23 protein-coding genes are annotated in these 25,178 nt (G+C 61.9%); 13 read left to right on the forward strand and 10 right to left on the reverse strand.

What is annotated here, in order from left to right:
- Nucleotides 1–51 precede the first annotated feature (51 nt).
- Complete coding sequence (gene nrdF / locus FHX03_RS17970; RefSeq protein ID WP_183782459.1) at nucleotides 52–1,026, forward strand: class 1b ribonucleoside-diphosphate reductase subunit beta; 975 nt, start codon at nucleotides 52–54, stop codon at nucleotides 1,024–1,026.
- A gap of 101 nt (nucleotides 1,027–1,127) precedes the next feature.
- On the forward strand, nucleotides 1,128–2,351 hold the full coding sequence (locus FHX03_RS17975; protein ID WP_097629992.1) for an adenylate/guanylate cyclase domain-containing protein: 1,224 nt from the start codon (nucleotides 1,128–1,130) through the stop codon (nucleotides 2,349–2,351).
- Between the two features lie 12 nt (nucleotides 2,352–2,363).
- Here FHX03_RS17975 and queE read toward each other — a convergent pair whose 3' ends face one another.
- The 4 genes from queE to FHX03_RS17995 form a co-directional block, all read right to left on the reverse strand.
- Nucleotides 2,364–3,092, reverse strand: coding sequence for a 7-carboxy-7-deazaguanine synthase QueE (queE, locus tag FHX03_RS17980; RefSeq protein ID WP_183854831.1), 729 nt, complete (start codon nucleotides 3,090–3,092; stop codon nucleotides 2,364–2,366).
- A complete protein-coding gene (queD, locus tag FHX03_RS17985; protein ID WP_183854833.1) occupies nucleotides 3,089–3,445 on the reverse strand; it encodes a 6-carboxytetrahydropterin synthase QueD in 357 nt (118 codons plus the stop codon). Before queD ends, queE begins: the two co-directional genes overlap by 4 nt.
- Nucleotides 3,445–4,155, reverse strand: a complete 711-nt coding sequence (gene queC / locus FHX03_RS17990; RefSeq protein WP_183854835.1) for a 7-cyano-7-deazaguanine synthase QueC — start codon at nucleotides 4,153–4,155, stop codon at nucleotides 3,445–3,447. The genes queD and queC overlap by 1 nt, the downstream gene beginning before the upstream one ends.
- Nucleotides 4,156–4,241: 86 nt before the next feature.
- Entirely contained in the window at nucleotides 4,242–5,303 is a 1,062-nt protein-coding gene (locus tag FHX03_RS17995; RefSeq protein ID WP_183854837.1) for a LacI family transcriptional regulator, read from the reverse strand.
- Between the two features lie 307 nt (nucleotides 5,304–5,610).
- Between FHX03_RS17995 and FHX03_RS18000 the strand changes: the two genes are divergently transcribed.
- The 4 genes from FHX03_RS18000 to FHX03_RS18015 all read left to right on the forward strand — a co-directional run bounded on the left by FHX03_RS18000 (nucleotide 5,611) and on the right by FHX03_RS18015 (nucleotide 9,986).
- Nucleotides 5,611–6,870 (forward strand): ABC transporter substrate-binding protein, encoded by a 1,260-nt coding sequence (locus FHX03_RS18000; RefSeq protein ID WP_183854839.1) that lies wholly within the window; start codon nucleotides 5,611–5,613, stop codon nucleotides 6,868–6,870.
- Nucleotides 6,871–6,981: 111 nt separating this feature from the next.
- Nucleotides 6,982–7,935 (forward strand): carbohydrate ABC transporter permease, encoded by a 954-nt coding sequence (locus FHX03_RS18005; RefSeq protein WP_183782586.1) that lies wholly within the window; start codon nucleotides 6,982–6,984, stop codon nucleotides 7,933–7,935.
- Nucleotides 7,932–8,867 carry a carbohydrate ABC transporter permease gene (locus FHX03_RS18010; protein WP_183854841.1) on the forward strand — a complete coding sequence of 312 codons (936 nt, stop codon included), beginning with the start codon at nucleotides 7,932–7,934 and terminating at the stop codon, nucleotides 8,865–8,867. Before FHX03_RS18005 ends, FHX03_RS18010 begins: the two co-directional genes overlap by 4 nt.
- Nucleotides 8,868–8,870: 3 nt before the next feature.
- Nucleotides 8,871–9,986 carry an ABC transporter ATP-binding protein gene (locus FHX03_RS18015; protein ID WP_183854843.1) on the forward strand — a complete coding sequence of 372 codons (1,116 nt, stop codon included), beginning with the start codon at nucleotides 8,871–8,873 and terminating at the stop codon, nucleotides 9,984–9,986.
- 6 nt (nucleotides 9,987–9,992) lie between these two features.
- On the opposite strand, the gene FHX03_RS18020 is transcribed toward FHX03_RS18015, so the two are convergent.
- The 3 genes from FHX03_RS18020 to FHX03_RS18030 form a co-directional block, all read right to left on the reverse strand.
- On the reverse strand, nucleotides 9,993–12,239 hold the full coding sequence (locus tag FHX03_RS18020; protein ID WP_183854845.1) for a glycoside hydrolase family 2 protein: 2,247 nt from the start codon (nucleotides 12,237–12,239) through the stop codon (nucleotides 9,993–9,995).
- A 139-nt stretch (nucleotides 12,240–12,378) separates the two neighbouring features.
- Nucleotides 12,379–13,377 (reverse strand): LacI family DNA-binding transcriptional regulator, encoded by a 999-nt coding sequence (locus FHX03_RS18025; RefSeq protein ID WP_183854847.1) that lies wholly within the window; start codon nucleotides 13,375–13,377, stop codon nucleotides 12,379–12,381.
- 6 nt (nucleotides 13,378–13,383) lie between these two features.
- Nucleotides 13,384–14,391 (reverse strand): Gfo/Idh/MocA family protein, encoded by a 1,008-nt coding sequence (locus FHX03_RS18030; protein WP_183854849.1) that lies wholly within the window; start codon nucleotides 14,389–14,391, stop codon nucleotides 13,384–13,386.
- A 205-nt stretch (nucleotides 14,392–14,596) separates the two neighbouring features.
- Here FHX03_RS18030 and FHX03_RS18035 point away from each other — a divergent pair, with 205 nt between their 5' ends.
- The 5 genes from FHX03_RS18035 to FHX03_RS18055 all read left to right on the forward strand — a co-directional run bounded on the left by FHX03_RS18035 (nucleotide 14,597) and on the right by FHX03_RS18055 (nucleotide 19,657).
- Nucleotides 14,597–15,889: an ABC transporter substrate-binding protein gene (locus FHX03_RS18035; RefSeq protein ID WP_183854851.1), complete on the forward strand. Its 1,293-nt coding sequence runs from the start codon at nucleotides 14,597–14,599 to the stop codon at nucleotides 15,887–15,889.
- Between the two features lie 95 nt (nucleotides 15,890–15,984).
- Nucleotides 15,985–16,872 carry a carbohydrate ABC transporter permease gene (locus FHX03_RS18040; protein WP_183854853.1) on the forward strand — a complete coding sequence of 296 codons (888 nt, stop codon included), beginning with the start codon at nucleotides 15,985–15,987 and terminating at the stop codon, nucleotides 16,870–16,872.
- Between the two features lies 1 nt (nucleotide 16,873).
- On the forward strand, nucleotides 16,874–17,785 hold the full coding sequence (locus tag FHX03_RS18045; protein ID WP_097629965.1) for a carbohydrate ABC transporter permease: 912 nt from the start codon (nucleotides 16,874–16,876) through the stop codon (nucleotides 17,783–17,785).
- Nucleotides 17,786–17,803: 18 nt separating this feature from the next.
- Nucleotides 17,804–18,886: an ABC transporter ATP-binding protein gene (locus FHX03_RS18050; RefSeq protein ID WP_183854855.1), complete on the forward strand. Its 1,083-nt coding sequence runs from the start codon at nucleotides 17,804–17,806 to the stop codon at nucleotides 18,884–18,886.
- Nucleotides 18,887–18,907: 21 nt separating this feature from the next.
- Nucleotides 18,908–19,657 (forward strand): ThuA domain-containing protein, encoded by a 750-nt coding sequence (locus tag FHX03_RS18055; protein ID WP_183854857.1) that lies wholly within the window; start codon nucleotides 18,908–18,910, stop codon nucleotides 19,655–19,657.
- Between the two features lie 3 nt (nucleotides 19,658–19,660).
- Here FHX03_RS18055 and FHX03_RS18060 read toward each other — a convergent pair whose 3' ends face one another.
- The 3 genes from FHX03_RS18060 to FHX03_RS18070 form a co-directional block, all read right to left on the reverse strand.
- Complete coding sequence (locus FHX03_RS18060; RefSeq protein WP_183854859.1) at nucleotides 19,661–20,572, reverse strand: SMP-30/gluconolactonase/LRE family protein; 912 nt, start codon at nucleotides 20,570–20,572, stop codon at nucleotides 19,661–19,663.
- Between the two features lie 93 nt (nucleotides 20,573–20,665).
- The gene (locus tag FHX03_RS18065) at nucleotides 20,666–21,487 is read right to left on the reverse strand and encodes an SDR family oxidoreductase (protein ID WP_183854861.1); all 822 of its coding nucleotides are present in this window, start codon (nucleotides 21,485–21,487) and stop codon (nucleotides 20,666–20,668) included.
- A gap of 90 nt (nucleotides 21,488–21,577) precedes the next feature.
- Entirely contained in the window at nucleotides 21,578–22,765 is a 1,188-nt protein-coding gene (locus FHX03_RS18070; RefSeq protein ID WP_183854863.1) for a phytanoyl-CoA dioxygenase family protein, read from the reverse strand.
- 91 nt (nucleotides 22,766–22,856) lie between these two features.
- On the opposite strand from FHX03_RS18070, the gene FHX03_RS18075 reads away from it, so the two are divergent.
- A complete protein-coding gene (locus tag FHX03_RS18075; protein WP_183854865.1) occupies nucleotides 22,857–23,882 on the forward strand; it encodes a LacI family DNA-binding transcriptional regulator in 1,026 nt (341 codons plus the stop codon).
- Between the two features lie 64 nt (nucleotides 23,883–23,946).
- Nucleotides 23,947–25,164, forward strand: a complete 1,218-nt coding sequence (locus FHX03_RS18080; RefSeq protein WP_183854867.1) for an adenylate/guanylate cyclase domain-containing protein — start codon at nucleotides 23,947–23,949, stop codon at nucleotides 25,162–25,164.
- Nucleotides 25,165–25,178 lie beyond the last annotated feature (14 nt).

A 25,178-nucleotide genomic window follows, 5' to 3' on the forward strand; every position in this document is an offset into this window, starting at 1 on the left:
GGGTGAGGGGGCTCCGCACTCCGTTAGAATTTGTCGAAGAAAGACCACCCAATGAACATATCCATCAAGCCAATCTCCCGCATGCGCGCCATCAACTGGAACCGCATCGAGGACGATAAGGATCTCGAGGTCTGGAACCGGCTGACCGGCAATTTCTGGCTGCCGGAGAAGGTGCCGCTGTCTAACGACATTCCCTCTTGGGCGACGCTGACGGCGGCCGAGCAGCAGTTGACCATCCGCGTCTTCACCGGGCTGACGCTGCTCGACACGATCCAGAACGGCGTCGGCTCCATTAGGCTGATGGCGGATGTGGTAACACCGCATGAGGAGGCGGTGCTTTCCAACATCTCCTTCATGGAGGCGGTGCATGCGCGTTCCTATTCCTCGATCTTCTCGACGCTGTGCTCGACGCCCGATGTCGACGATGCCTATCGCTGGTCGGAGGAGAACGAGTTCCTGCAACGCAAATCGGCGCTGATCATGGAGCAGTATGGTTCCGGCGATCCCTTGAAGAAGAAGGTCGCCAGCGTCTTCCTCGAAAGCTTCCTGTTTTATTCCGGCTTCTACCTGCCGATGTACTGGTCGAGCCGCGCCAAGCTTACCAACACGGCAGACATGATCCGGCTGATCATCCGCGACGAGGCGGTGCACGGCTATTATGTCGGCTACAAATTCCAGCGCGGACTGGAGCGGCTTTCCGAGGAGAGACGGCAGGAGATCAAGGATTTCGCCTTCGACCTGCTGCTCGAGCTCTACGACAACGAAGCCAGATATACCGAGGCGCTCTATGACGGCGTCGGGCTGAGCGAGGACGTCAAGAAATTCCTGCATTACAATGCCAACAAGGCGCTGATGAACCTCGGCTACGAGGCGCTTTTCCCGGCCGAGGCCTGCAAGGTCAATCCGGCGATCCTGTCGGCGCTTTCGCCGAATGCCGACGAGAACCATGACTTCTTCTCCGGCTCCGGTTCCTCCTATGTGATCGGCAAGGCTGTTGCGACCGACGACGAGGACTGGGATTTCTGAGGCTTTATCGCAGTCGGCCCTTATCATTTGCTTCCCCATCGCCCACATTCAGCGGAAATGAAGTCGATCCTCGCCGAAGATGTGGCGCAGCGGAGTTTTTAATGTCGTCTTTTCCAAACAAGGCCGGAACTGCCGCCGAAGCGGACGATGGCGTCTGGCCGATCCGCAGGAGACGGATTCTCGACTGGCTGGTGAACGAGACGCGCGGTGAGCGCTTCATCGACAATATCCTGGTGGAAATGTGCGGGAAGCTGGTGGCGGCAGGCGTGCCGGTGGCCCGCGCAACCCTGCATTTCCGGACGAACCATCCGCAATGGATCGGGGCGCGCATCCTCTGGAAAGAGGGGCTCACCGATGCGAAAATCAACACCTTTGCCTATGGCGTCGAGAACACGCCGGAGTTTCTGACCAGTCCCGTCAACGCGATCCATCAGGGTGCGGAGGAGGTGCGCAGGCAGCTGGAAGGTACAGCCGCAGGCGGCTTGGATTCATTCTATCAGGAACTGCATGACGACGGCCTGACCGAGTATATCGCCTGGCCGCTCGAGCATACCTTCGGCAAACGGCATGTGGCGACATTTTCCACCAGCCGGCCGGGCGGCTTCGAGCGCGCACACGTCGATTTCCTGCGCGATCTTCTGCCGGCCCTGACCCTTGTCAGCGAAATCAGGCTGAAGAACATCATGGCGCGTACACTGCTGCAGACCTATGTCGGGCCGCATGCAAGTGAGCAGATCCTGTCGGGCGTGACGACGCGTGGCAGCGGCGCCACCGTCGGCGCGGCGATCATGATCTGCGACCTGCGCGACTTTACGGCAATCTCCGATCTCTGGCCGCGCGACGATGTCATCCATCTGCTCAACGATTATTTCGATGCGATATCGGATCCGATCGAACGGTATGGTGGCGAGATCCTCAAGTTCATGGGCGACGGGTTGCTGGCGATTTTCCCGCTGAGCAAGGAAACGGCCTGCGCCGATCTGCTGCAGGCGATCCGCGAAGGGCAGGCGTCGATGGCCGAACTGAACGAGGAGCATGTGCGCATGGGGCGCGATCCGCTGCGCTACGGCGTCGGCGTGCATGTCGGCGACGTCATGTACGGCAATATCGGCTCACGCCGCCGGCTCGATTTCACCGTCATCGGCCCGGCGGTCAATGTCGCCTCGCGGCTGGAAAGCCTCACCAAGGAGGTCAAGCGCCCAGTGCTCTTGTCGCGGGCCTTCGTCGAAATGGCGGACTGCGCCAAAGACATGGACAGTCTCGGCACCTACCCGCTGCGCGGGCTCGGAGAGCCTGTTGATGTCTTTGCTTTCCCGGAGCGATAGGAGCAGGCAGAGTCAGACGCCGCGTTTGTTGCCCCACAGCAGCACGTGCAGCTGCGGCAGCACGCGTGGCGTAAACCATCGATCGGCGGTCACCTTTTCGACCAGCCAGTGCATCCGGTCCATCACGCCGTCGATATCGATGCGGGCATCGTCGTCATCGGGCGGCGGCGGCGTATGATTGCCCGGCTGAAGGAACAGGGGAATATAGGGATAGCGCTCGCCCGCCTCCAGGGCGAAGGCGTAGTCTTCATCGTCGAAGACGACGATTTTCAAGACGACTTCCGGCCCGCCGGCGGCGAGACGAAGACAGTCGTCGACCTGATCCCAATCCGTCAGCATTCCGCTTGACGGCGGCTTGGGGCTCAAGACCAGCATGTCGAGATCGCGGAACCAGTCCCGGGCGACACTCCCCTGCGTTTCCAGGGCGAAACGATATCCTTGCGAATGCCCGAATTCGATCAATGGCCCGAGCGGCTGGATCGCGGGATTGCCTCCGGAAAGGGAAACCGTCAGAGGCCTGTCTCCGGAGAGCTTTGTCACTTCCTGCCAGATCGCCTCGACGGACATCGGAAGCCATTGATCCCGAAAGGCGCTGTCGACCGCATGAAGGCTGTCGCACCAGGAACAGCGATAGTCACAGCCGCCGGTCCTGACGAACACCGTCGGCAGACCGATCAACGCGCCTTCGCCCTGTATGGTCGGGCCGAAGATCTCGCTGACGCGAATGGTCTCCCCGCTCACGGCCTATACTCCGCCCAGGTCTTCGGCGTCTCGCTGACGCGGACGGAGGATGTCTCCGGGAAGCGCTCTTTGCACCAGTCGTAGAAATGCTTTGCCAGGAACTCGGAGGTGACTTTCGAATGGCCGAAGACCTCGTTCAGGTGGCGATGATCGAGGGACTCGTCGATATGGCGCTTGAGCGGCGAAAGGTCGTGATAGTCGCGAACAAAGCCGTCATCGTTCAGGCTTTCGGCGGAGAACTCAACGACCACGATGTAGTTGTGGCCGTGCAGCCTGGCGCATTGATGGTCGGCCGGCAGATGATCCAGCTGGTGCGAAGCGGAGAGATGGAACTCCTTGGTGATGCGGTACATCAACGCACCTCCGCAGCAGAATATTGCGACACCGCCGCTTTCCAGAAATCCTGGTCTTCATATTCCGTGGGATCGGCAATACCGGCGAGATGGAAAGCCTCGCGGCGTTCGACGCAGGTGCCGCAGCGCCCGCAATGAAGCCTGCCGCCCTTGTAGCAGGACCATGTTTCCGCAAACGGAGTCGCATGTTTCTCGCCGTCGGTAACGATCGCCGCTTTCGAAACATCGACATAGGGCGCAAGCAGTCTGACGCTGGCATAACCGTCCAGTGCCTCGTTCTGCATGCGCTGGAAGGCGTCGATGAAGCCCGGCCGGCAGTCGGGGTAGATGAAGTGGTCGCCGCCATGCACGGCGACGGCGACGGCATCTGCCTTCTGCGCTGCGGCCAGGCCAAATGCGATGGCCAGCATGATGGCGTTGCGGTTCGGCACCACGGTGGCCTTCATGGTCTCCTCGGCATAATGACCATCCGGAACCTCGATGTTATCGGTCAAGGCCGATCCGCTTAGATGGCCGCCGATGGCGGTGATGTCGATGATATGATGGGGGACGGCGAGGCGCGCGGCGCACCGGGCGGCGAAATCGAGTTCCTTGCGATGCCGCTGGCCGTAGTCGAAGGAGACGAGGCCGATAAGCTGTTGTTCCGCTGCGATCTTGTGGGCAAGCGAAACGGAGTCGAGTCCGCCGGAGCAGACGACGATAGTCTTCATAGTTTGGATCCCTTGTTTTGACCGGGTGGGCTGCGACCGGATTACGGCGTGCTTTTAGGGCAAATCACGCGTGTTGGGAATAGCCTTCAGAGGGCTTGATCGACCGGGAAATTGATCTGCGGCGGCAGCAGCAGATGCAGGTCTTCGGCGTCGGCATTGTTGATGCGCTGCAGCAGCATGCGGCCGAGATCCTCGCCCGCCGCCGTCAGGTCCTCGTGGATCGTGTCGACCTTCGGCTGCAATTGGGTGAGAAGGCGCGACGTTTCCTTGGCGACGATGTCGTAATCGACCGCGAGTGTTCGGCCGGCGTCGCTCATGCCGCTGATGACGGCGAGTGCTGAGACTTCGCCGGGACAGATGAAACCATCGGGCGCTTCCAGAGCGGCGGCGCGGCTGGAGATGAAATCGCGCAGCACATCCGCCCGCGTATCGAGATCGACCGTTTCGGGTATCTCATAGGCAATGCCTGCCTCCCGCACAGCCGTCATGAAGCCGTGCAGGATATGCTGGCAGAAGGTCAGCCGTTTCGGCGGCAGGACCACGGCCACCTTTTTGCGGCCCTTTGCGATCAGCCGGCGCGTCGCCTCGTAGGCAAAGGTGAAATTGTCGTAGTCGACATAAGGGTGCGGCGTCGAAAATTCCGTGCGGCCGTGGCAAATGAAGGGAAAGCCGGTTTCGAGCAGCAGGCGGACGCGGGCATCGAGCGGTTCGGTTCGCGTAAAGATCAGCCCGTCGGCGAGGTGGTTGCGGACGATATATTCGGCGGCCTCGACATCGGTCGTCGACAGAAAGTTCGGGGCGACGACGAGATGGTAGGAAGTCTCCTTCAGCGCCTTGGCAATGCCGTACATGATCGAGGTGCTGAAACCGACGACTTCCTCATGCGAATCGAGCAGGATGGCGATCACATTGGTGCGGCCGGTCTTCAGGCGCTGCGCGGCCCGATCAGGGAGATAGCCGATCTCGCGGGCGATGCGGTGCACGCGCTGGCGGGTTTCCAGCGAAATCTGCGGTGCATCGGAGAGCGCCCGCGACACCGTCGTCACGGCAAGGCCGGCGATCGTGGCGATCGTTCGCAAGGTCGGCTTGCCGCGCTTATGCGTGATCTCGAGATTTTCGCCGCTTCGCGGCCAGGACGGTTCGGTCACTCTCGGCTTTCCATGCTGGAATTGGCGATACAATAACACGATGACTCCGACGCGCAATCGAGGAATGAAAACGTTTTAAATTTTAACGATCTGTTAGCCAAATCAAAAATATCTATAAAATTCAATCATATATAGAAATAACCATATTTTTCTCGGGAGTCGAGAAAGGGCTTGACGATCAGCGACTTATAACGTTTTAAATTAGCAACCGCGCAGAGGAGCGCGGCCGTATGTCGACCGTCGCAACGGCGGAAAGCATCGGGCGGCAGGGAGGGCCCGCCGCCGATTTTCAAATGGGAGGAAATTCATGCGCAAGTTTTTGAGCTCGGCGGCTGTTGCCGTCGTGATGATGGCTGGCCTCGGTGCGGCGCAGGCAGCCGACGTGAAGGAAGTGCAGATGCTGCACTGGTGGACGTCGGGCGGCGAGGCGGCGGCCTTGAACGTTCTGAAGCAGGATCTGTCGAAGGAAGGCTTTGCCTGGAAGGACGTGCCGGTTGCCGGCGGCGGTGGTGATGCGGCGATGACGGCGCTGAAGGCGATGGTGGCGGCCGGCACCTATCCGACCGCCTCGCAGATGCTGGGTTATACCGTGCTCGATTATGCCCAGGCGGGTGTGATGGGCGACCTGACCGAGACGGCGAAGAAGGAAGGCTGGGACAAGTCGGTGCCGGCGGCGCTGCAGAAGTTCTCCGTCTATGACGGCAAATGGGTCGCAGCCCCCGTCAACGTCCACTCGGTCAACTGGCTGTGGATCAACAAGGCGGTGATGGACAAGATCGGCGGCACTGAGCCGAAGAGCTTCGACGACCTGATCGCGCTGCTCGACAAGGCCAAGGCTGCCGGTGTCATTCCCTTGGCGCTCGGCGGCCAGAACTGGCAGGAAGCGACGATGTTCGATTCCATCGTGCTGTCGACCGGCGGCCCGGAGTTCTACAAGAAGGCCTTCAACGACCTCGATGAGGAGTCGTTGAAGTCGGACACGATGAAGAAGTCCTTCGACAATCTGGCGAAGATCGTCAAATACGTCGACCCGAACTTCTCCGGCCGCGACTGGAACCTGGCGACCGCCATGGTCATCAAGGGTGATGCGCTGGTGCAGGTGATGGGCGACTGGGCCAAGGGCGAATTCGTCGCCGCCAAGAAGACCCCGGACAAGGACTTCCTGTGCTACCGCTTCCCCGGCACCGATGGCAGCGTCATCTACAACTCCGACATGTTCGGCATGTTCAACGTCCCCGACGACCGCAAGGCGGCGCAGGTGGCGCTGGCGACGGCGACGCTGTCGAAGAGCTTCCAGTCGGCCTTCAACGTCGTCAAGGGTTCGGTGCCGGCCCGCACTGACGTTCCCGACACCGACTTCGACGCCTGCGGCAAGAAGGGCATCGCCGATCTGAAGGCGGCCAATGAGGGCGGCACGCTGTTCGGCTCGCTCGCCCAGGGCTATGGCGCCCCGCCGGCGATCGCCAATGCCTATAAGGACGTCGTCTCGAAGTTCGTCCACGGCCAGATCAAGAGCTCCGACGAAGCCGTCAAGCAACTCGTCCAGGCGATCGACGACGCCCGCTGAGACCGCTGAGATCTGTCGATGAATATGCTTCCCCGCGCGATCGCGCGGGGAAGCTTCAGGCTCCGCAGCGATCATTGCCGGGCCGATCCTGCGGGAAGGGAGATGATATCCATGAGCACAGTTGCCACCACCGATCCGGTTCTGACGCCGCGGCATTCGACGGCGATCTCGCTGCGCGGCCGGCTGCAGGATGCGCTGCCGAAGATCGTGCTGGCGCCGAGCTTCGTCATCACCCTCATCTTCGTCTACGGCTTCATCGTCTGGACGGCCTACCTGTCCTTCACCAATTCCAAGACCTTCCCGTCTTATGCGTTGACCGGGCCACGCGCCTATCAGCGGCTGTGGCGCTGGACCTTCGAGAGCGATCCGCCGTCTTCCTGGTATACTTCGATCACCAACATGGCGATCTTCGGCTTCCTCTATGTCGGCATTTGCCTGGCGCTCGGCCTGCTGCTCGCCATCCTGCTCGACCAGAAGATCCGCGGCGAGGGGTTGCTCAGGCCGATCTTCCTCTATCCGATGGCGCTCTCCTTCATCGTCACCGGGGTTGCCTGGAAATGGTTCCTCGATCCCGGCCTCGGGCTCGAGCAGACGCTGCACCACTTCGGCTGGACGAGCTTTCACTTCGACTGGATCAAGAACAAGGACTTCGTCATCTACACCGTTGTCATTGCCGGTGTCTGGCAGGCGTCGGGCTTCGTCATGGCGATGTTCCTGGCAGGCCTTCGCGGTATCGACGGCGAGATCATGAAGGCGGCGCAGATCGACGGCGCCTCGCCCTTGCAGCTTTATCGCCGCATCGTCATTCCGCTGTTGCGGCCGATCTTTCTCTCCGCCTTCATCGTGCTCGCCCATATGGCGATCAAGTCCTACGACCTGGTGGTGGCGCTGACCTCGGGCGGGCCGGGCGGCTCGGCCTGGCTGCCGTCCAACTTCATGTATGAATACACCTTCAAGCGCAACGAGATGGCCGTCGGCTCGGCCAGCGCCATCATCATGCTGATGACCATCTCGGCGATCATCGTCCCCTATCTCTATTCCGAACTGAAGGAGAAGGCGCGATGAGCATCTCGGCTTCCTCTCCCTCCCATTCCAGCAATGCCCGCTGGATCGGCCGCCTGGTGATCTACGGCCTGCTGACGATCTTCGCCATCCTCTATCTGATGCCGCTCTTTGTCATGCTCACAACCTCGTTCAAGACGATGGACGAGATCCAGGGCGGCAACATGCTGGCGCTGCCGCAGGCGCCGACCTTCGATCCCTGGGTGAAGGCCTGGGGCGAGACCTGCGTCGGCCTGACCTGCGCCGGCATCAAGGGTTACTTCTGGAACTCGATCAAGATGGTGGTGCCGGCTGTGGGGATTTCCACCATCATGGGCGCGCTCAACGGTTATATCCTGACCAAATGGCGCTTCCCCGGCCATACGCTGGTGTTCGGGCTGATGCTGTTTGCCTGCTTCATCCCGTTCCAGTCGGTGCTGCTGCCGATGGCGACCATCCTCGGCTCGCTCGGCCGCTTCGGGGTGACGCTGCAGAACGCCACCGGCTTTAACTTCGGCTTCGGCAATTCGACCGTCAACCTGGTCTTCGTCCATGTCGTCTATGGCTTGGGCTTCACCACGCTGTTCTTCCGCAATTTCTACGAGGCCTTCCCGACCGAGCTGGTCCGCGCCGCCCAGGTCGACGGCGCCAGCTTCTTCCAGATCTTCCGCCGCATCATGCTGCCGAACTCGCTGCCGATCATCGTCGTCACGGTGATCTACCAGTTCACCAATATCTGGAACGACTTCCTGTTTGCCTCGGCCTATGCCGGCACCGGTGACTCCATGCCGATGACGGTGGCGCTCAACAATGTCGTCAACACCTCGACCGGTGTGGTCGAATACAATGTCAACATGGCGGCGGCGATGATCGCCGCCGTGCCGACGCTCATCGTCTATATCCTCGCCGGCCGCTACTTCGTGCGCGGTCTGATGGCGGGCGCAGTCAAAGGGTAAGTCATGGCCTTCCTCGAAATCTCCGGTCTCAGAAAACGCTTCGGCGCCGTCGACATTCTCAAGGGCATCGACCTCGAACTCGACAAGGGCGGCTTTCTCGTGCTGGTCGGCCCGTCCGGCTGCGGCAAGTCGACCCTGCTCAACACCATTGCCGGGCTGGAGACGATCACCTCTGGCGATATCAGGATCGACGGGCGCGCCATCAACGGCCTGCATCCGTCCAAGCGCGACATCGCCATGGTGTTCCAGTCCTATGCGCTCTATCCCAACATGACGGTGGCCGGCAATATCGCCTTCGGCATGGAGATCCGCGGCGTTCCGAAGGAAGAGCGCGCCAAGGCGATCAAGCAGGTCTCCGACATGCTGCAGATCGGCCATCTGCTCGACCGCAAGCCGAGCCAGCTGTCCGGCGGCCAGCGCCAGCGCGTCGCCATGGGCCGGGCTTTGGTGCGCAATCCGCAGGTCTTCCTGTTCGACGAGCCCTTGTCCAATCTCGACGCCAAGCTGCGCGTCGACATGCGCACCGAGATCAAGCGGCTGCATCAGCGCATGGGCACCACCTTCGTCTATGTCACCCACGACCAGATCGAGGCGATGACGCTGGCGACCAAGATCGCCGTGCTCAAGGACGGGGTGCTGCAGCAGTTCGGCACGCCGGCCGAGATCTATAACAGCCCGGCCAATCTCTTCGTCGCCGACTTCATGGGATCGCCGGCGATGAACCTGCTGACCGCCACCGTCGAGAACGGCGCCGGCGGCCTTGCCGTCGCACTGGAGCGGCCGAATGGCGCGCCGCTAAGACTGCCAGTTGTTTCCGGCAATCACGGCCTGTCTTCCTATGCCGGCCGCCAAGTGATCTTCGGCATCCGCCCCGAGGCGCTGACCGATCCCGACGGCGCCGACCGCAAGGCGCGCTCGCTGACCGAGGACGATTGCCTGATCGAGGTCGTCGAGCCGGCCGGCTCCGACACCTTTGCCGTCACCAAGCTCGGCGGCAAATCCGTCGTCGCCCGCCTGCGCGCCGATGCCGGCATCGCTCCCGGACAAAACACCCGTCTCGCCTTCAATCTCGACAAGGCCGTGTTCTTCGATCCCGACAGCCAGCTCAGGATTTCGTGACAGCCGTCAGGCGGCGGCCGTCACATTGAGGGTCACCGGCGCGAAACGCGAGGAGACCGCTTCGACGGTGATCTCGCCGACCAGACCCGTCGCCTCCAGCCAGAAGCCGGCAGTGCCGCCCTGCAGCGGCACATTGGTCGGGCCGACGATCTTTGCAGGCCCATGCACCTTCAGCGAAATGCTGTCGTTCATGAACGGCAGGCGCTGGCCGCACTGGTCGAGGGCGCGGATGATGATGCGGGTGCTGTCGCGTTCGCGGGCTTTCAGCGTCAAGCTGTCGGCGACGATTTCCAGCGTCGTCGGCAGCGGATCGGCCGCGAGCGTCAGGCTCGTTACCGGCTCGCCGCCGATATAACCGGTCAAGGTGCCGTCGATCCATTCGAGGCCCCAGGTGCCGAGCTCGTCGGTGGTGAAGTGGCGATGGTCGAGCACGACGGGCGGATGCGGCAGATGCGGATAATTCTCGCGGTCCGGGCCGATGCGCTTGCTGAGGCCGCCATATTGCAGTTCGACCTCGTCGCAATTGGTCAGGATGATCAGCGGCAGCACGCCGCCGATATTGCGCTCGCCGCGCGCCCAGAAGGTCGCCGGCTTCATGACGATCTCCTCGGACGGGTCGCACTGGCTGATATAGGCATAGGCCGCGAATTTCGGCTCGCGGAACATGTCCATGACGCCGTGATAGCAGATGCGGTCGCCGGAGCCGAAATCCTTGTGGGTGTTGTAATCGAACATGCACCAGCCGATGGCGCCCGAAATATCGGGATCGCCATAGGCGGCGTTCAGCACCTCGAGATGACGGCGCACATGCTCGGCCTGGCGCTGCTCCTGGTCATAGATCTTCGTCGGGTGCATGTGACCGTTGAACTCGGTGATGAGGTACGGCACCTTGCGGGACAGGCCCGTATTTTCCTGCTGGCCGCGCAGCACGGTGCGCGGACGGTTGGCGCCCGGCAATTCCTCATTGCCGAGGATGAAGTCGTTCATCGTATAGACGTCCTCGAGCAGTTCGCTCTCGGTGATATAACGCACGCCACCGGTCTGGCGGGTGCTGTCGAGCTCACGGGCGAGGCGATTGGTCTCGACATAGAAATCGTGACTATCCTGGGACTCGTTGATGCGCACGCCCCAGATGATAATCGAGGGATGGTTCCAGTCGCGCTCGATCATCCGGCGAACGTTTTCGATCGATTCCTTTTGCCAGTCGGCATCGCCGATATGCTGCCAGCCGGGGATTTCCTCGAAGACCAGCAGGCCGATCGCGTCGCAGCGGTCGAGGAACCATTTCGATTGCGGATAATGCGAGGTGCGGACAATATTGCACTTCAGCACGCTCTTCATGATATCGGCGTCACGCTCCTGGGCGGACCGGCCGGCGGCATAGCCGACATAGGGGAAAGACTGGTGGCGGTTGAGGCCGCGCAGCTTCAGCGGTTTGCCGTTGAGAAGGAAACCTTCCGGCGTGAATTCGGCGGTGCGGAAGCCGAAGCGGGTAGAGATACGGTCGGAGCCGTGCTCGGTCCTGAGTTCGACGGTGACCTCGTAGAGGGTGGGATCGGTGATGTCCCAGAGCGTGATGCCGGTGAGGCCGCCAAAGGAAAGCCTGGTGCGGTCGCCGATCGTCTCGGTCGCCGCGGTGGCGATCACCGTACCGTCCGCCTGCTTCAGTGTGGCGGTGACGGTTGCCGAGAAGCTGCGGCTCTCGGGATTGGCGATATCGACGCGGATGGCCGCCGATTTTTCCGGGGCAAGCACGTCTGCGGTTTCGATCTTGAGATTGCGGATTGAGACGGGGTCGGTGACCTTCAGCCAGACGTCGCGGTAGATGCCGGCATAAGTCAGATAATCGATGCGGCCGCCGAAGGGCGGGATCTCAGGGTTTTCGCTGCCGTCGATCTTGACGGTCACCAGGTTCTCGCCCTTGACGAGCTTGCCGGTGAGGCGGGCCTCGAAAGGGGTGTAGCCGTCCTTATGGGCAATGATCTCTTCGCCGTTCAGATAGACGACGCTGTCGGCCATGGCGGCGTCGAAGACGAGCGACACTTCGCGGCCCTCGAATTCCGGCAGCCAGCGCAGCACCTTCTGATAGGTGAAGGCGCGCTGATAGCTCTTTTCGTCGAAATAGTTGAAGGGCAGTTCGACGGCGGTATGGGGCAGGCTGACCGACTTGGCGGCGTCGAAGCTTTCGAGCAGACGCTGTCCGAAGCCCTCGTGGAAACTCCAGCCTTCGTTGAAGGAAACGACCGAACGCATCTCAGGCTCTCCCGATCACGGCATCAGGAGTGCTGCGGCGCCTTTCGGCGCGTGAAAATCGGGTCATGGTATTCCTCCTTGATGCAATTGATAGGTGAGCCTTAGAACATGATGCCGAAAAGGCCAAGCCGGGCAGATACTAGGCGGTCGAGCCCCAGCGGGCGGTGCAGGTGAGGGTGATGCTGTGCGGGCCTTCGATCTCGGCGTCATGGCGTTCGATCAGTTCGACGACGGCGTCGATGAATGCGACGTGGTCGAGGCTCAGCGTGGTGAGATCGTTGCAATCCCAGGCGGCCATGGCGATGCCATCCTGGCCGACGATGGCAATGTCGTCGGGCGTGTTTTTGCCGAGCACGCGGCGGGCCGCATCGCGTGCCCCGATCGCCATGACGTCGTTGCCGCAGATGATGGCGTCGACCTTGTCGCGATGCAGCAGCAGCACGGCTTCCTTGAAGCCGGAATCATAGGAATAATCCCCAAAGGCCTGGGCTGCGAAAGAGAGGCCGCGCTTGGCCAGCGCATCGGCGAACCATTTGCGCCTGAGCTTGTCGATCCAGCTTGAATTGGTGCCGGAGAGATAGGCAAAGCGCTTCTTGCCGTCGCGAACGATCTTGTCGATGATCTCGTCGGCGGCCCCGGAGCCATCGATGCGGATGCTGGAGACGTTTTCGTTTTCGAGCGGCTCGAAAGAGACGATGATCGGCTTCGTCGTATGGAAGATGTCGACGGCATCCTGCATCGACACCATGTCGGAAAAGACGACGACGTGATCGACCTGATAGGTGGAGGCAAGCCGCATCAGCTGCAACCGGTCGGAATGATCGGCGCAGCAGAGGATGATCGGCAGCAATTGCCGCGCCTGCAGGCGGTGGACGAGAAGCTGCTGTTCTTCGGCCTCGCACGGATTGCCGATTGCGTTGACGACGAGCGCGACCAGCCGCGAGCGCTGGTTGTTCAGCGAGCGGGCGATTGCATTCGGCTGGTACCCATGTTCACGCGCGACGGCGAGAATGCGGTCGCGCGTCGCGCTGCCAATGCGCGAATCCGGCGAGAAGGCGCGGGAAATGGTGGCGGAGGAAACGCCGGCGAGTTTCGCCAGCTCCTTCGAGGTGATCCGCCGTCTGTTCATTCCGCTCATCTGCGCCTATTGGGCGACGATCCTGACGGAGGCGCCGCCGGCCGCTGCCGATTCCTTGATTGCGTCCCATAGCCTAGCGAATCTGAGGCCCATTTCAACGGAGCCGGAGTTTTCCATTTTTCCCGCGCGAATGGCGAGGAAATTTTTCATCGGATTGCCGAGAATCTCGGCTTCCTCGCGCGGCTCGGCGTTGCGGCCGACGCTGATCTCGCGCCAGGCGCCCCAGGCATCGATGCGCACGATCGCCTTGGAATAGAAGAAGGTGATGTGGGAGGCGCAGCCGGGAGGGCCTTCCCCGGCGGCCGTCAGCGTTGCCAGGGCGCCGTTCTTCAGCCGGGCGGAGACGGCTGTTGATATATCGACCTTTTTGCCGTGATTGGCCATGTAGGCCGAAACGCTGTCGAAATCGGAATTGGCCAGCAGGCAGACGGTGTTCATCATATGGGCGCCAGTATCGAACATGAAGCCGCCGCCAGAAATCTCGGGCTGCTGTTTCCAATGGCCGTCATAATTGGACGACCAGCTTTCCCAAATCATGCCCGATATGGCGATCAGCTCACCGAATTCGCCGGAAAGCGCCCGCCGGCGCGTGTCGAGCACCAGCGGCGACAGACCGCCCTGGAAAGCGGTGACGATGGTAACGCCGCTCTTCTTCTGCGCCGCGATCAGCCGCTCGGCCTCGGCGACCGTCGTCACCATCGGTTTTTCCAGGAAGAGGTCGAGGCCGGCTTCGGCGACGGCGGTCGCCTGCTCGGCATGGAAGGCATGCGGGGTGGAGATATAGACGATGTCGAGTTCGTCCCGGCATTGGACGAGCATTTCGCGATAGTCCTCGAAGCTTCTCGGTTCGGGCGCGCCGGCGGCGAGGCAGACGTCGATCAGCCGCTGGCGCGAGGCGGCCGTGGTGTCCGCAAGGACGGCGAATTCGATCTCGGGCATGCCAGCCCAGCTCTTGGCATATTCCACCGCCTTCAGCCCGGCGCCGATGACGCCGAGGCGCAATTTCTCAGCCATGAAAATGCTCTCCCTGAATGTTTGTGTTCACGATTACACAAGCTGTACGATGATGGCAATATCTATATATCTCAGTAATATCAGTTAATTGAATTCGAGATTCGAATCTTTTCAAAAACCAGCTTGCCAGCGATTGGAATGCGTGTACATTTTTGCAGCCGGTGCTGGAGGGCGCCGTGTCTCTAAAAAAAGGGAGGACTTTTCGTTGAAGAAGACGGTTCTTGGTGGCCTGTGCGCCATTCTGCTGAGCGCGGTTTCGACGCTGGCGCAGGCCGAAACAATTCGAATTGCCAATCACGGCCAGGCCGGCATCGATGCGATGAAGTCGACGGTCGAGCGGATCGAAAAGAAATACGGCGTGACCGTCGAGGTCATCGAATATCCGGCGCCCGATAAGGATTATCTGACCAAGCTGCTGACGGAGCTCGGGGCCGGCAACGCGCCCGATCTGTTCTCCATCCCGACGACGGCCGCGGTCGCCGATATGGTGGAAGCTGGCTACCTCACGCCCATCACCAAGGAGTTCAAGGCCTGGGACGGCTATGCTAACCTCTATGACGTTGCCAAGCAGCTGGCCGTCAGCCCGGATGGCGAGACCTATGTGATGCCGTTCATGCTCGGCATTCAGGAAATCTATTATCGCCAGGACGTTCTCGAAAAGGCCGGCATCTCCACAGAGCAGCCGAAGACCTGGCAGGAGCTTCTCGACCGTGCGGCCGAGATCAAGCATAAGACCGGCGCCTACGGCTTGCTTTTCCCGGCCGGCGTATCCTGGGGAAGCGGCGCCTTCGACGAGGGCTTCCAGCACCTGCTCGTCGGCTCCAAGACGCCGCAGCTTGTCGATGCCGACGGCAAGCTCGATCTCAACGGCGAGGGCATCAAGGATGTCTTCAACGTCTACAAGGAGCTGATCGACAAGGATCTGATGCCGACGCAGCCGCTGCTCGGGCCGGAGCCCTGGGTCGTGCCAAAATACCAGATGTTCCCGGAAGGCAAGCTCGCCGCGACCACCTGCGGCTCCTGGTGCTATATTTTCGACTGGGGCCGCGAGAGCAAGAACCCGATCCCCGAAGTGACCAAGGTTGTGGGAACCTGGACCGTGCCGGGCCAGAGCAGCGGTCAGTATGTGCTCGCCAACCTTGCCGCGCCGTGGGCCGTCAATTCCAAATCGGCCAATAGCGAACTCGCGATCAAGGCGCTGATGGAGATCGGCTCGATCGAGACGCAGGTTTCCTACGCCGCCCGCATCGGCAACATCCCCGCCAGCAAGGATGCGGCCGACAATGCCGACTTCCAGAAACTGACGGAGCTGGTTCCGATCCATGCGGCGGCCGGAAATGGCGTGTTCCTGAAACAGGCCTCCGGTTTCGGCACGGTTTCGGAAGGCGTGGCGCGGGCGACGGAAGCGATGCTGCGCAAGGAAACCGATGCTGCCGGCGCCCAGAAGATCCTGGTCGACTACGTCAAGGAAACGCTCGGCGACGACATGGTGAAGTAAGCGTACGCTTGCTTTCCCCGCGAACGGGGACGCGGCGCCAGGGCACCGCGTCTCCCCGTCATTGAGCCGGTACATTCGACAGGTTGCGAGCTTCCATGGCCAGAAACTCTCATGAAAAGCGCGCCGAGCGGCAATGGCTGCTGATCCTGCTGCCCTCGCTCGTGCTGCTGCTGGCCTTCGTCATCTATCCGGCCGTCTATTCCATCTATCTGAGCTTCACCAACGAGGCGCTGACCGGGGCGGCGGCGCTCCGGCCGCGCTTCGTCGGTTTCCGGAATTATGTCAGGCTGTTCAACGACGCGAAGTTCTGGAATTCGCTGTTCGTCACTTTCGTCTTCGTCATCGGTTCCGCGGTGATCGGCCAGTTCCTGCTCGGCCTGATCTCGGCAATCGCGCTGCGCCGGCCGATCCGCTTCCGGCGTGTGTTCTCGTCGATCATCCTGCTGCCCAATGCCGCCCCCGAAGTCGTCGCCGGCTTCATGTGGATCTCGATGCTGGCGGGCGGTGACAATGCCACGCTCACCCGCATCGTCAGCTTCTTCGGCGTCACGCCGGCCGACTGGCTGCAGGTCTTCCCGCTGTCGATGATCATCATCGTCAACATCTGGCGCGGCATCGCCACCGCGATGATCCTGCTGACGGCCGGCCTCAGCACCATTCCGGCCGAGATCTACGAGGCGGCGCGCATGGACGGCGCCACGCCATCGCAGATGTTTCGCCGCATCACCCTGCCGCTGATGATGCCGACGATCCTTCTCTACATGCTGATTTCGGCCGTATCGACCATCGCCGTCTTCGGCCTCGTCTATGCGCTGACGCGCGGAGGCCCGGGCGGGGCGACCGAGGTGGTCAGCATTTATATCTACAACCAGTCCTTCACGGCGTTCCAGCTCGGCTATGGCGCCGCGGTCGCCGTCGTCGCGCTCGTCATCTCGCTGATATTAGGCATCGCCTATGTCCGTGCCATGAAGGTGGAGGTCTGACATGGCCGTCGTTTCCCCGAGCGAGACCGCCAATAAGAGCCGTTCCGACCTCATCGCATATGCGACGCTGTCGCTGATGTCGATTTTCTGCGCCGTGCCCTTCTTCTGGGTGCTGCTCGCCTCTTTCGACGGCAATGCGCAGCTCTTCCTGCATTGGCCGCAGCAATGGACCTTCGCCAATTACGTCAAAGTCTTCACCAAGGAAGACGGGGCTAAGTGGCTATTCAACTCGCTCTTCGTCGTCGGCAGCGCCACGTTGCTGGTCATGGTGCTGGCGGGGCTCGGCGGTTATGCCCTGTCGCGTACCCGTGCCTGGTGGAAGCTGCCGTTCCTCTATGCGATCCTGCTCATCCGCGTGCTGCCGCCGACGGCGCTCGTCGTGCCGCTCTATAAATTCCTGCTGACGCTGAACAATGCGGAGGCGGCGGTGCTCAGGCCGATCTTCGGCAGCTATGCCCGCGACATCATGCGCTGGACCGGCTTCATCGACGGCTATCTCGGGCTGATCCTGGTGCTGGCGACGATGCAATTGCCGCTGGCGCTCTGGATCATGAAGACCTTCTTCGACGGGCTGCCGAGGGATTACGAAGAGGCGGCGCTGATGGACGGAGCAACGCTGATCCAGCGCATCCGCCGGGTGCTGATCCCGCTGGCGCTGCCGGGGCTTGCCGCCGCCGGGCTCTTCGCCTTCATGTCGGCCTGGGGCGATTTTCTGCTGCCGCTGATCTTCCTATCGTCGCCGGAGCTGCAGACGCTGCCGCTCGGCCTCTTCCGCGCTTTTCTCCGCATCAATGAGATCGACTACGGCCTGCTGACCGCGCTGGCCTTCATCTATCTGCTGCCGGCCGTCGTCGCCTTCGGCTTTGCGCGGCGCTTCCTCGTCCAGACCTTTTCGGGCGGCGTGAAGGGCTGAGATCAAGAGGAGAAACGGATGATCAATCTCAGAAACGTTCGCAAGTTCTACGGCGCGCTCGAAGTCATCAAGGGCGTCGATATCACTGTGGAAGACGGGGAATTCGCCGTCTTCGTCGGTCCGTCCGGCTGCGGTAAGTCGACGCTCCTGCGCATGATCGCCGGCCTCGAAGGCATCGACGAAGGCGATCTTGTCCTCGACGGCAAGCGCATCAACGACGTGCCGCCCGACAAACGCGGCATCGCCATGGTGTTCCAGTCCTATGCGCTCTATCCGCATATGACCGTTGCCGAAAATATCGGCTTTTCCCTTAGCCTGAAAAAGGTGCCGGAGACGGAGATCCGCCGGCAGGTGGAAGGCGTCGCCGAGATCCTGCAGCTCACCGACTATCTCGACCGCCGCCCGGCCGCCCTTTCCGGCGGCCAGCGTCAGCGGGTGGCGATCGGTCGCGCCATCATCAAGAAGCCGTCGCTGATCCTGTTCGACGAGCCGCTGTCGAACCTCGATTCGGCCTTGCGCGTGCAGATGCGCGCCGAGCTGCAGCGCCTGCACCGCGAGCTGAAGGCGACCGTCGTCTACGTCACCCACGACCAGGTGGAAGCGATGACTATGGCCGACCGCATCGTCGTGCTGAACAAGGGCTTGGTGGCACAGGAGGGCGCGCCGATGTCGCTCTACCATCAGCCGCAGAATGAATTCGTCGCGACCTTCATCGGCTCGCCGAAGATGAACGTCATCCCGGTCACCGCAACGCGGACCTCGGCGGGTGCGTTGCATCTCGACAGCCCGATCGGGCTGTTGCTCGATCTTGCCGATGCCAATGGCGCGGTGCCACAGGGCGAGGCCAAACTCGGCATCCGGCCAGAGCATCTGAAGATCGCGCCGGAAGGGCAGGGACATTTCACGGCCGAAGTGGTCATCGTCGAGCGGCTCGGCGTCGAGACCTACATCACCGTCGGCTCCGGGCAGCAGCCGATTGTCGTGCGTGCCGAGGGCGATATTGGTGTGCGGCCGGGCGATCGCGTGTCGCTGACCGCCGATCCCGCCGCCTGCCTTCTGTTCGATTCCGCCGGACGGGTGATCCGTCCGGCAACCGCCTGACAGCTAACATCGAGGAATGCTATGAAAATCAAGGTCACCATCTGGAACGAAGGACGCCACGAGCAGCTCCATAGGGAGGTTCAGGAGATCTATCCCGATCGTATCGACGGCGCGATCGCCGCCGGCATCGCCCATCCGGATTTCGAAATCCGCCGCGGCACGCTCGATGATCCCGATGAAGGCCTGCCGGACAGCGTGCTCGATAATACCGACGTGCTGCTCTGGTGGGGGCATATGGCGCATGAGGAGGTCAGCGATGGGCTGATCGAGCGCGTGCAGCAGCGGGTGCTGAAGGGCATGGGCCTTCTGGTGCTGCATTCCGGCCATCATTCCAAGCTCTTCCGCCGGCTGATGGGCACCAATGCCAATCTTTCCTGGCGCGAGACGACGGATGGAGACTTGGAGCGGGTGTGGGTGGTCAATCCCTCACATCCGATCGCCGAGGGGCTGCCGCCCTATTTCGAGGTCAATGCCTCGGAAATGTATGGCGAGCCCTTCGACATCCCGCAGCCGGACGAGCTGGTGTTCATCTCCTGGTATTCCGGCGGCGAAGTGTTCCGCAGTGGCTGCACCTTCCAGCGTGGGCGCGGGCGTATCTTCTTCTTCAGCCCCGGCCACGAAACCTATCCGATCTATCACGACAAGACCGTGCACAAGGTGATCTCGAACGGCATCCGTTGGGCGCGGCAAAAGCATACGGACGGCCGCATCCTGGAGAACTGGCACCGCGCCGAGCCGCTGCATGGCAGGCCGGATGCCGTGAAGGGCTGATCCTTACGGATATTGGGCGCCGTTGGTCTTCGTATAGATCGAATAGACCGAGCGCGTCGCAGTGATGAACAGCCGGTTCTTCTTGGGCCCGCCGAAGGTGAGGTTGGACACCGTCTGCGGCACCCTGATCTTGCCGAGCAGGGTGCCGTCCGGCGAAAAGCAGTGCACGCCGTCGGACGCACTTGTCCAGAGATTGCCGCCGACATCGAAGCGGAAACCGTCAGGATTGCCGATATCGAGGCTGCAGAAATAGCGGCTGTTTGTAAGCTTCCTGCCGTCGACGACGTCGAAAAATCTTATATGGCGCGGCACTTCATGTTTTGCCGAGCCGGAATCGGCAATGTAGAGTTTTGTCTCGTCGGGCGAGAAGGCAAGGCCGTTCGGCTGGATGAAATCCTCGATGACGGCCTCGATCGCGCCGCTTGCGGGATCGATGCGGTAGACGTTGCGGGTCGGCTGTTCGGGCTCTGCCTTGTGGCCCTCGTAATCCGAGAGGATGCCGTAGGTCGGATCGGTGAACCAGATTCCGCCGTCGGAATGCACGACGACATCGTTCGGCGAGTTCAGTCGTTTGCCCTTGTAGCTGTCGGCGAGAACGGTGATGGTGCCGTCCGGCTCGGTGCGGGTGACGCGGCGGCCGCCATGTTCGCAGGAGACCAGCCGGCCCTGCCGGTCGCGGGTATTGCCGTTGACATAGTTGGAGGGCGAGCGGAAGACCGAGACCGTGCCATCCGGCGTCCAGCGCATGATGCGTTCGTTCGGAATATCGCTCCAGATCAGGCAGTCCACGTCGGAAAACCACACCGGGCCTTCGGTCCAGCGGCAGCCGGAATAGAGCTCCTCGAGGGCTGCGCTGCCGATGACCAGAGCGCCGAAGCGTTCGTCGCGGATGTCGTAAAGCGGATTGTCGGCCACGCCGGTTTCCTCCCTGAATGCTGCTGACCTTTTCCTAGCGGCAAATATCGGCAGGTGCCAGAGCCCGGCGAGGGAAATGCCGGGCTCAGTTTTTTAGAGAGCCGCCACCGGGTGCGGCGAGCCGTCATAGGCACCCCAGATCGACTGGTCGAAGCAGATGACAGAGCCGGTCATCAGGCCGGATTCGCCCGACGACAGGTAGGCGCAGGCGCGCGCCACTTCGTGCGGGTCGACGAGACGGCCGAAGGGCTGGCCTGCTGCCGCCTTCTCAAGCCAATCGGCGGGGGCATCGTGATATTCGCGCTGGATGCGATCCTCGCCTTCGGAGGCCATCCAGCCGATGTTGAGGCCGCTGACGCGGATGCGGTTGCGCAGCAGCGCATAGGCGGTATTCTTCGTCAGTGTTTCCAACGCCCCCTTGGAGGCGCAATAGGCGGCGATGAAGGGCTGGCCTGCCTTGGCCGACATCGAGCCGATGTTGACGATCGTGCCCTCGGTCTTTTCGCGGCGCATGACCTTCACCGTCTCCTGCATCAGGAAGAACGGTGCGCGCACGTTGACGGCGAACATGGCGTCGAAGAGTTCAGGGCTGGTGTCGAGGATGGTGCCGCGATCGGTGATGGCGGCGGCATTGACCAGCGCGTCGACCCGGCCGAAGGCCTCGTCGCAGGCCTGTACGACATTCCTGGCGTCCTCGACCTTGCCGAGGTCGGCCCTGACGTAGACGACCTTCACGCCAGTTGCGGCCGAGATTTCCGCGGCCTTCGCTTGGCCTTTGGCTTCGTTGCGGCCGCAAATGACGATGCCCTCAGCGCCGCGTTCGGCGAAGAGACGGGCGATAGTGGCGCCCAACCCTTGCGTGCCGCCGGTGACGATGGCGATCTTGCCGTCGAGGCGGCCGTGATCTGTGCTCATGTGGTTCCTCCTTGGTGGTGATATGCGAATGGCCTCCCGCGGGGGTGCGGGAGGCTTTTATTTCAGTGCGGGTCGGCGCCAGATCCTTAGTCAGCTCAGCTTCTTCTGCGCCTGTTCTGCAAGTGCCGCCGCAAAGGCTTCGTCGCTCCAGCCTTCCTTCAACGCCTCGTGCATCAGCTGCGCCTGCGTCTTCGGCGCCAGGCCGCCAAGCGGGGGATCTCGATCGAGATTGGTCGGGAAGGAATAACCTTCGGCGCAGGCGGCAACGGCATTGGCGATCTCGTCGGGCGACAGCCTGTCCTGCAATGTCTTCAGGGTGGGAAAGAGCGTGGCGCTCATTTTTTCGCGATTGACCGTTTCCATCGCCCGGCCGAAGGCAGAGGAGACCTGCAACAGGTTGGCGACGCGCTTGATATTGGCCGAGCGGTTGGTGCCGGCGGCGTGGAAGAGGGCGGGATTGAAGAAGACGACGTCGCCTTTTTCGAGCGGCAGCTGGATGTGGTTGGCCTCGAAATAATCCCGGAATTCCTGGCGCTTGAGCGCGAGATAGCCGGGCACATAGGTCTGGCTGTGCGGCAGGAAGAGCGTCGGGCCGCTTTCGAGCGGCATGTCGCAATGGGCGACCGCACCCTGCAGCGTCAGCACCGGCGAAAGCCGGTGCACATGCACCGGAAACTGCTCGATCACCGCGGACGATTGGAAGCCGAGATGATAGTCGCGATGGGCCGACTGTGCCGCGCCCCCCGGATTGACGCGGTTGACCTGGGCCGTCATCTGGTAGCTTGGGCCGAGCCAGGCTTGGCTTGCCAGTGCGACGATGGCATTGCCGTAATATTCGGCAAAATTCGCGGGATCGGCGAGGCAATGTTTTTCCAGTGAATTCCAGATGCGGTCGTTGGCGCCGGGCTTGGCGAAGTGATCGCCGCCGCCGGTCGAGGTGCGGTGCTGCTCCTCGATGATCTGATCGAAGACCACGCTGGCGCGGTCGATAATGGCGGTATGCTCGTACGCATGCTTGAAGACGGCGACGCCGGGACCATCGCCGAAGGCCTCGCAGATCTCGGCCAGCACGGCGCGCCGGCCCTCCGGCGTTGCCGCCGCCGCCGTCACCTTGCGGCTGTCATAGATCAGCACGTTTTTTTCGACGGCAGAAGCCGTAGGGTAATCGGCAAGCACGGTGGTCTTTTCCGACAGGCGGCGAAAATCCTCGAGATCGCAGCTGTCTTCGCTGAGCCAGACACGGTCGGCGCGCAATTTCTGCTGATTGTCGGTTTTCATGATGGCTCCTCCTCTTTCGATGAAGGCACTATACGCGGCGATGCCGGGTGATATAGATCAGAAATCCATCAAAAACCATCAAGCGGATTCCATGGCCCATCTCTTCCTCGTCAAGGACATTGCCTTCCAGGCCGGATTGAGCACCGCGACCGTTGACCGGGTGCTGAACGGGCGGCCAGGTGTGCGCCAGCAGACGGAAATGCGGGTGCAGGCGGCGATTGCCGAACTCGAAAAGCAGAAGGCCGGAGCGGTGACGAGTGGGCGCATGCTGGCGATCGATATCGTCATGGAGACGCCTCAGCGTTTCAGCGATGCGGTGCGCGCCGCCTTCGAGGCGGAGATGGCGGCCTTCCTGCCCGGCGTCTTCCGCTGCCGGTTCCATTTCGCCGAGGTGATGAAGCCGGCCGAGATGGTGCAGCTTCTCGACCGCATCCGGCTGCGCGGCACACACGGCATCGTGTTGAAGGCGCCTGACGTTGCCGAGGTGGCCGCTGCCGTCGCGCGGGCGGATGCGGCGGGCATTCCAGTGGTAACACTGGTGACCGACCTGCCGAATTCGGCGCGCATCGCCTATGCCGGCGCCGACAACCGGGCGGCGGGCGAGACCGCGGCCTATCTGATCGGTGAAGTGCTCGCGAGCGGTGGCGGCAAGGTGCTGGTGACGCTGTCGAGCGGGCGGTTTCGCGGCGAGGAGGAGCGCGAGATCGGCTTTCGCCGCATCATTCGCGCCCGTTATCCCGGAATCGGCATCACCGAAATCAGCGAGGGGCATGGCACCGATACGGCGACGGGAACGCTTGCGGCGGCTGCACTTGCTGCCGATCCCACCATCAATGCAGTCTATTCGATCGGTGGCGGCAACCGGGCGGTGCTGGCGGCCTTCGATGCGGCCAAACGCCCGGTCCACGTCTTCGTCGCTCATGATCTCGACGTCGACAACCGCGCGCTGCTTGCCGCCCGCCGGATCGGCTTCGTGCTCCACCATGATCTCAGGACAGATGCGCGTTCGGCCTTCAGGGCGATCATGGGCCGAGCGACGTCACCGGGTCGGGCGGTTCCGGCCTCGCTCTCATCGGTCGAAATCGTCACGCCCTACAACATGCCCGTCGGCGATTGAGCCAATCGGCTTCCTTCGATGCCGAATTCGGACTACAGCTTGGGCGAGAGTGAAGGTGAGCGGCATGGATTATAGCGACGTCAGCACAATTGCAGCCTGGATCACGGAGCAGGGACTAAAGGGCGCCTCGGAAGCCGAGCTCATGACCGGTTTCTGCGCGGCCTGCCGCAATGCCGGGCTGCCGCTCGACCGCGGCCTGGCGCTGATGGATACGCTGCACCCGGTGCATGAGGGCCGCGCCTTTCGCTGGGACAGCGAGGAGGAGATCGAGGCCGAGTTCGAATATGGCTCGACGAGCTCCGGGGAGGCCGCGGCGAACTGGCAGCGCTCGGCCTTTTATTATCTCTGGGCCAACAATGAACGGGAGATACGCCGGCGCCTCGGCTTTGGCGATCCGATCGATTTCAGCCTGCTCGATACGATCGCTCAAGCCGGCCATACGGATTTCATAGCGATGGTCCATCGTTTCAGCGAGGCCGGCACGATCGGCGAAATGGATTGTTTCTTCTCGCATTTCGCGACCAAACATCCCGAGGGTTTTTCCGATCACGACCTCGCCATCCTGCGCAAGCTGGTGCCGGTGCTGGGGCTGGCGATCAAGTGCATCGGGCTCGGGCGGATCGCCCGCACCATCGCCGAAGTCTATCTCGGCGAGGACGCGGCGCGTCAGGTCATGGAGGGCAAGATCAGTCGCGGCAAATCGGAGCGGATTTCCGCCGCACTCTGGTTTTCGGATCTGTTGAACTACACAAAGATCTCCGACAGCGTACCGCCGGAGGAGATCATCCCGTTGCTCAACGACTATAGCGAGGCGGTGATCACGGCGATCCACGAATCCGGCGGCAATGTGCTGAAGCTGATCGGCGACGGCGTGCTGGCGATCTTCAAGGGCGAGGTGCCGGCGGAGACCTGTCGTGCGGCGCTCCACGCCGAAGCGCTTCTGCGGGAAAAGCTCGCCAAGCTCAATGCCGAACGCAAAGCCGACGACCGGCCAACGACCGATGTCTATATCGGCCTGCATATCGGAGACGTCTTTTACGGCAATATCGGCAGTCAGGACCGGCTGGACTTCACGGTCATCGGCCCTGCCGTCAACGAGGTCAGCCGCATCGCTTCGATGTGCCGATCAGTGGATCTCAACCTGTTGATCTCCTCCGATTTCGCCACAGCGATACCGGAGGAACAGCGCGCGGCACTTGCCTGTGTTGGACGTTATGCGTTGCGCGGCGTGCAACGCGCGCAGGAACTCTATACGCTCGATAACGCCCGGCTGAGCGCCTGATCGTCGCAGGACGC

The sequence above is a fragment of the Rhizobium sp. BK456 genome (genome assembly GCF_014194045.1).
GTDB lineage: Bacteria > Pseudomonadota > Alphaproteobacteria > Rhizobiales > Rhizobiaceae > Rhizobium > Rhizobium redzepovicii.

Bases quoted from the DNA above. Each gene is read 5' to 3' on its own strand.
- nrdF (WP_183782459.1), top strand. From the start codon at position 52: ATGAACATATCCATCAAGCCAATCTCCCGCATGCGCGCCATCAACTGG.
- FHX03_RS17975 (WP_097629992.1), top strand. From the start codon at position 1,128: ATGTCGTCTTTTCCAAACAAGGCCGGAACTGCCGCCGAAGCGGACGAT.
- queD (WP_183854833.1), bottom strand. From the start codon at position 3,445: ATGTACCGCATCACCAAGGAGTTCCATCTCTCCGCTTCGCACCAGCTG.
- queC (WP_183854835.1), bottom strand. From the start codon at position 4,155: ATGAAGACTATCGTCGTCTGCTCCGGCGGACTCGACTCCGTTTCGCTT.
- FHX03_RS18000 (WP_183854839.1), top strand. From the start codon at position 5,611: ATGCGCAAGTTTTTGAGCTCGGCGGCTGTTGCCGTCGTGATGATGGCT.
- FHX03_RS18005 (WP_183782586.1), top strand. From the start codon at position 6,982: ATGAGCACAGTTGCCACCACCGATCCGGTTCTGACGCCGCGGCATTCG.
- FHX03_RS18010 (WP_183854841.1), top strand. From the start codon at position 7,932: ATGAGCATCTCGGCTTCCTCTCCCTCCCATTCCAGCAATGCCCGCTGG.
- FHX03_RS18015 (WP_183854843.1), top strand. From the start codon at position 8,871: ATGGCCTTCCTCGAAATCTCCGGTCTCAGAAAACGCTTCGGCGCCGTC.
- FHX03_RS18020 (WP_183854845.1), bottom strand. From the start codon at position 12,239: ATGCGTTCGGTCGTTTCCTTCAACGAAGGCTGGAGTTTCCACGAGGGC.
- FHX03_RS18025 (WP_183854847.1), bottom strand. From the start codon at position 13,377: ATGAGCGGAATGAACAGACGGCGGATCACCTCGAAGGAGCTGGCGAAA.
- FHX03_RS18030 (WP_183854849.1), bottom strand. From the start codon at position 14,391: ATGGCTGAGAAATTGCGCCTCGGCGTCATCGGCGCCGGGCTGAAGGCG.
- FHX03_RS18040 (WP_183854853.1), top strand. From the start codon at position 15,985: ATGGCCAGAAACTCTCATGAAAAGCGCGCCGAGCGGCAATGGCTGCTG.
- FHX03_RS18045 (WP_097629965.1), top strand. From the start codon at position 16,874: ATGGCCGTCGTTTCCCCGAGCGAGACCGCCAATAAGAGCCGTTCCGAC.
- FHX03_RS18050 (WP_183854855.1), top strand. From the start codon at position 17,804: ATGATCAATCTCAGAAACGTTCGCAAGTTCTACGGCGCGCTCGAAGTC.
- FHX03_RS18055 (WP_183854857.1), top strand. From the start codon at position 18,908: ATGAAAATCAAGGTCACCATCTGGAACGAAGGACGCCACGAGCAGCTC.
- FHX03_RS18065 (WP_183854861.1), bottom strand. From the start codon at position 21,487: ATGAGCACAGATCACGGCCGCCTCGACGGCAAGATCGCCATCGTCACC.
- FHX03_RS18070 (WP_183854863.1), bottom strand. From the start codon at position 22,765: ATGAAAACCGACAATCAGCAGAAATTGCGCGCCGACCGTGTCTGGCTC.
- FHX03_RS18075 (WP_183854865.1), top strand. From the start codon at position 22,857: ATGGCCCATCTCTTCCTCGTCAAGGACATTGCCTTCCAGGCCGGATTG.
- FHX03_RS18080 (WP_183854867.1), top strand. From the start codon at position 23,947: ATGGATTATAGCGACGTCAGCACAATTGCAGCCTGGATCACGGAGCAG.